This window comes from Pseudomonas sp. NPDC087817 (genome assembly GCF_044742875.1).
In the GTDB taxonomy this organism is placed as follows: Bacteria; Pseudomonadota; Gammaproteobacteria; order Pseudomonadales; family Pseudomonadaceae; genus Aquipseudomonas.
In genome coordinates this window covers 7,347-12,812 of record NZ_JBIUVJ010000091.1, presented here as the reverse complement: position 1 = coordinate 12,812, position 5,466 = coordinate 7,347, and the positions used below count along the sequence as shown (strand labels likewise).

At 61.0% G+C, this 5,466-nt stretch carries 3 protein-coding genes and 1 pseudogene; all 4 read right to left on the bottom strand.

Going from position 1 to position 5,466, the window contains the following annotated elements; genetic code table 11:
* Positions 1 to 59 precede the first annotated feature (59 nt).
* Positions 60 to 1,196: pseudogene (gene algG / locus ACIONG_RS28160) on the bottom strand (mannuronan 5-epimerase AlgG); the annotation flags it as partial.
* Between the two features lie 26 nt (positions 1,197 to 1,222).
* Complete coding sequence (locus ACIONG_RS28155) at positions 1,223 to 2,710, bottom strand: alginate export family protein (RefSeq protein ID WP_213027626.1); 1,488 nt, start codon at positions 2,708 to 2,710, stop codon at positions 1,223 to 1,225.
* Entirely contained in the window at positions 2,707 to 4,218 is a 1,512-nt protein-coding gene (gene algK, locus ACIONG_RS28150; protein ID WP_401304084.1) for an alginate biosynthesis TPR repeat lipoprotein AlgK, read from the bottom strand. The genes ACIONG_RS28155 and algK overlap by 4 nt, the downstream gene beginning before the upstream one ends.
* 9 nt (positions 4,219 to 4,227) lie before the next feature.
* Positions 4,228 to 5,397, bottom strand: coding sequence for a PilZ domain-containing protein (locus tag ACIONG_RS28145; protein ID WP_401304081.1), 1,170 nt, complete (start codon positions 5,395 to 5,397; stop codon positions 4,228 to 4,230).
* Between the last annotated feature and the right edge of the window lie 69 nt (positions 5,398 to 5,466).

Below are 5,466 nucleotides of genomic sequence, written 5' to 3'. Positions count from 1 at the left end.
AATCATACGCCATACTAGATGAACAACATTTACACCAAAAGCATCTTGTCGGCATACTAGTAGAGGGTGATGCCGTCGGTGTGGTTCTGGTAGATCTCGTTGTAGGCAATGATGTTGTTGACGCTGTTACGGTCGATCACCAGGCCCGAGAGATGGTTGTCGAAGCTCTTGTTGTTGAAGATGAAGCTGTCGTTGACCTCACGGGAAATAATGATCCCGTGCTTCTTCTTCGTACCGTGGACGGTGTTCTCGGCAATGATCAGGCCGTGGGAACGGTCGTGCGGGTCGATGCCGTAGACGATGTTGTCTTTGTAGGTGTTGCCCTTGACCACGAAGTCGCGGGTCTCGTAGCAGTAGAAGCCGTACCACATGTCGGAGAACTCGGAACCGACGATCCAGCCAGTTGGCTCCGGACGCTTGAGCACCTTGGCCATGTTTGGCGTGTACTGGGAAATACTCACCCCGTACGACTTACTGTTGGCGTAGCCGAAGCTGGCCATCTTGCTGTTGACGATGTAAGTCTCGGTGCCGCCCCAGGCGAGCAGGAACGGGCGGAATTCCTTCGGCGAACGGAACGTCGCCGGGCCGTTTTCCTTTTCGCGCCAGCCAGTGACCTTGGTGTCACGCACGAACAGCTGACCGTCGTTGACCAGGAACGAACCGGCCTCTTGCGACAGGCGCAGCTCTTGAGTCTGGCCGTCGATTTCGAGGATGCCTTTACGGCCGACGACGATCGGCAACTTCGACAGATACACGCCCGGCGAGGTCTCGCTGAAATACTGCTTGGGCAGTTTCTGCGCCAGCTCTTTCAGGTTGATATAGCCGTCGTCGACGAAGATCGCCTGCGGGATGCCGTGCTGACGCACCACCCATTCGGCCATCTTGTTGTCGCCGCCGATGAAGTCCTTCAGGGCGTCTTCCTGCATCATCCGGCGCACGCTGATCTTGCCCGCTTTACTGCGCACGATTTTTGCGGCAGCGGCCTCGGCGGTGAAGCCGGACAGGTCAGGCAGTTTTGGCGCGGCCAGGTTCAGCGCATCAGTGGGTGCGCTGCTGACGGTGTAGGTCTTGGCTTGTTGCAGTTCTTTGGCGGTGGTCACAGGCTTGGCCGGTTCCACCGTGGCGAAGGCACCAGCCGAGGCCAGCAGCATTGCGCCGGCCAACAGGCTGAGCGAGCCTTTCCTTGCATGGTTCATGTCGGGCACTCCCTTCGCGGTTTGCATCAGAAGCGCCAGATCACGTCGATGAACGCGCGGTGCATGTACGAATCAACCTGGCTGCCGTAAGCGTCGCCCGGCTTGAACACACCGCCACGGAAACGCACCAGCGCCGAAGGCTCGTCGATCGACTGGCTCAGCGCCGCCGGCAACAGGCCTTGCTTGAAGTACTTGGTGACAACCAGGTCCATCTCCTGACCGAGATCCTTGTTGCCGTCTTCAAGCGGCAAAGAGGTGCTGGACAGAATCGCGCCAGTGACGTCGTCGGTGTTGTTTTCCACGGCATTGATGCCGTTGCTGCCGACCGGTTTGTTGCCGTCGACACGCCAGAATTTGTGGTAGATCAGGCTGGCGTCGTATTCGTCGTTGACCATCCACGAACCGAACAGCGTCGCGGTCTGCATGTTGTTCATTTCGCCACGGAACGCTTCGCCGAAACGGTGCACCCGCGAACGTGTGCCGGTGTAGTTGGAGCGGTTGCTTTCCAGACCGTTCTGCTCGTAATCGGCGCTGGCGCGGGCATAGGCGCCGCCGACTTGCCATTGCGGATCGAGGCGCAGGCGCACACCGATGTCGGTGGCCCAGCCGTTCACATCATCGCTGCGTTTGGCTTGAGCGGGGCGCGTGCCATCGGCGTTGAGGGCATTGACCGTGTCACGGTCGCCGCTCATGCCGGTGATGCTGCCCCAGTAGTTGACGGTGTTGGTGTTGCGCCAGTTGTAGGCGTCGCTGTCGGCGGTGAGGCCGAGCCAGCTGATGTCGCCGTTCTCTTTCTTGTCCAGCGAGTCACCGGCCACGCCCGGTTCCGGGTAATCCAGTTTGCCGTCGTCGTGGGTGTGATGACCGCGAATGCCGACCCAGTTGCCCGGTGTCCACTGGTAAGCGGCATCGGCGTAGGCGTGCAGGCGATCCTTGTCTTTCGGCGCCAGCTCTTTGAGGTCGGTGCGGTATTCGCTGAAGCGTTCGGCGACACCGGCGTTGGCGCGCAACAGGGTGGTGTCGAAGGTCCAGTTCAGTGCTTCGATGTTGGTGTCGCGCCATTGGCCGTCGTCATTGCGCAGGCGCTGGCGACCAAACTTGAGCATCTCGCCCGGATACGGCGTGAGGCCGCTGTAGCCGACCCAGAATTCACGCATCGCCAGGTAGTTTTTCTTGGTCTTGCGATCACCGTTGTCGGTGGTCTGCGTGCCGTCGCTGTCGGACTGCTGCAGGGTGTCGGTCTCGATGATGTCGGTCGAAGTCACGGCCTGACCCATCGCATAAGCGCTCCACGCGCCGCTCTCGCCGTAGACCCACGGACGCAGGTCGAGGCCGACGCCGTTGACGTCGCCACCGCTGGCGGTGCCGAGGTCACGGTCGTCTTCGGACTGGCCGGTGATTTTCACTTCGAGGCCGAAGTTTTTGCTTTCAGTCATCGCAGCCAGTGTCGGGCAAGACCAGATCAGTGCGAAGGTGAGGCCAATACCGGCCTTCACGAATGGATTGAGCTTCATAGTTTTTCCTCGCCGTCTTCTTCTTGCAGGGCGTGCAGTTGCAGCGTGTTCTGGTTCAGGGCGCCACGGCTGGCCTGCTCCTGTTGCAGCAGGCGCTGGGCTTCGGCCAGACGCTCGGGCGGCAATTGCGCGGCAAGGGTGGTCGCCAGTTCATCGGCTTGCGGGGTGTTTTGCGCCTTGGCCAATTGGCTGAACACGTAGGCGTTGAGCGGATCGGGCTTGGTGCCCTTGCCTTGGGAAAACAGCTGGGCGATGGCGAAGTCGGCGCTGTTCTGGCCGTTGCGCGCAGCGGTCAGCAGGTGGTCGAGGGCCTTTTGCGGATAGACCTTGCCGAGGTAACCACGGCGATAGATCTGGCCGAGGTAGTAGTCGGCGGCGACTTCGCGGCCAACGGCTTTCTGGAAATGTTCTTCGGCGACTTTCGCGTCGGCCGGGACCATTTTGCCTTCGTAGTAGAGCTTGCCCAGCAACAGTTCGGCACGCGGCTGGTCGGCGGCGCGGCCGTTGTCGAGGTACTTCATCATTTGGTCGACGTCGCCCAGTTCCGGGTAGTCGTAAAGCAGTTGCGCGAGGGTCACCCACGACGCCGGGTAGCCCGGGGCAATCGGTTCAAGCAGCGCTTGCGCGGTTTTCTCGTCGGTCTTGCCCAGGGTCGAATCGGCCAGTACACGGGCCACGGAATCGACGCGCTGAGCGGTGACGGTGCCTCGGCTGTAACCGGCCTGCATCTGCTTGATCAGCTCGGCTTGTTGCTCGGGCTGAGCACGTTTCTGATAGACCGTGGCCAGCTCGACGTAGCAAATGTCGGTAGTGTTGAGCGCGGCTTTGCAGATTTTTTCCACGTCATCCAGGTGCTGGTCGTAGGTGCCTTGGGTGCGATACAGCAGCACCTGCGCCAGACCCGCTTCCGGGTAACCGGATTTGCGCCACTGATCGATCTGCTGCTGCGCGTTGATATTCGGGAAGCTGTGCGGGTATTGCAGGTACAGCATCGCCAGCGGGATCAACGTGTTGCCTTCGCCATTGGCGGCGGCTTTTTTCAGCAGGCTTTCAGCTTCCTGATGCTCGGCTTCGGTGGAGCCTGGCTTGGCCACCAGCAAGCGACCGAGACGAGCCTGAGCGCGAGGCGAAACACTGGCGGCGGCGCGGTAAGTCGCTTCGGCCTGTTTCATTTGCTCGGGGTCGCGGCTGTCGACCTGAATATCAGCGAGGCCGACTTGCGCCTCGCTGTAACCCAGATCGGCCAGTTGCTGATAGTTCTGCGCAGCGGTGGCGGTGTCGCCGCGCTTGAGCGCTTCGTTGGCCAGACGCTGATCGGGCAGGCCGGCGCAACCGGCGAGACTGACTGCCAATGCCAGCGAGCACACCACATGAATTCTGTGGGAGCTGGCTTGCCAGCGATTCAGGCGACTCGGTATTCCAGTAAAACCATTTTGATCCAATCGCTGGCAAGCCAGCTCCCACAGGGATCGCGGTGTTTTCAGGATGGGTGGAGTAGTCACAGGCATGTCCTCGACTTAAAGACCGGCAGCCATGGCTTTGTCGATCAGCCAGTTCAGGTTCGGGCCACGGTCGCTGTTCACTTCCACCGGGCGGCCGGCGAGGCTGCTGTCGAGCGGCTCGTCTGGCTGGATCTGCACGCGGATGTCGGAGGACAGGTCGGCGCTTTTCAGGCTGGTGCTGCTGACGATCTTGCCGGTGCGGGTCTTGTCTTCACCGGCGATCTGGAAACTCACCGGTGTTCCCGGGCGCACATCGCTGAACTGGCGATAGGAGAAACGCGCATCCACGGTGGCCTGGGTGTTGCGCGGTACCAGGGTGAAGATCACATCGCCCTTGCTCGCGTACTGACCGTCAGCCACCAGTTGCTGGGCCACGGTGCAATCGCACGGCGAGGTCAGAGTGCCGGTCATTTGCTTGCCGAACAGTTCTTCAACCTTGGCCGGTGCCAGTTGATCTTCGTCCAGATGACCTTTAAGCACGTCGAGCATGCTGGTGCTGAAGGTCGCCAGCGGTGCGCCTTTGGCTGCAACGCCGTCGGACTTGATCAGGCTCTGCACGGTGCCGTCGCGCGGCATGGTGATGTTCATCCCCGGCACGCTGACCAGACCGGCCTGCGCGTGGCTGACGAAGTACATGCCGTACACCGATTTGAAAATGAAACCCGCCGCGACCAGACCGACGACAAACACACCGGCGCTGAACGTCACGGCTTTCAGGCGACCGAACGGGGTCATGCCGCTGCCGCCGTCCTTGACCTTGCGTGCCTTGGTGAAGTTGTCGCGCTGCAGGGTTGCCAGTACTTCGCCGATGCTGACGATGTCGCCGGCCAGGTGGGAGGTGATCAAGTGGCGCAGGGTGGAAATGTCTTGCTGCTCGAGGTTCTGAAACTGGCAGCCGACGCGACCGGTCTGGCGGTCGTAGGAGCGCACTTGCAGCTCAACGTCCATGGCCAGGCCGAGGTTGTCGATGACGAATTGCAGACGCGCCTTGTACACCTCGCCGAGGGTCAGCGGCATTTGCCCGGCGTTGAACGCCAGACCACCGGCAGACAAGTCGAGGACACGCGCTTCGACCGGGGTCCGGTCGGGGCCGAAGAAACGCAGTTTGGCCGGGATTTTCACGCGGGCGTGTTGGCGCTGGGCTTCGGATTCATGCACTACGTTGGCGTTGACGGCGGTATTCATAGGGGCGATTTCCTTGTTAATTCAATAGGGGCGGGTCAGACCATCATCAGCAGCACGGCGACGAAAATG

What these genes read in the sequence shown, in the direction of transcription:
- ACIONG_RS28155 (WP_213027626.1), bottom strand. Translation starts at nt 2,710, where the DNA reads ATGAAGCTCAATCCATTCGTGAAGGCCGGTATTGGCCTCACCTTCGCA.
- algK (WP_401304084.1), bottom strand. Translation starts at nt 4,218, where the DNA reads ATGCCTGTGACTACTCCACCCATCCTGAAAACACCGCGATCCCTGTGG.
- ACIONG_RS28145 (WP_401304081.1), bottom strand. Translation starts at nt 5,397, where the DNA reads ATGAATACCGCCGTCAACGCCAACGTAGTGCATGAATCCGAAGCCCAG.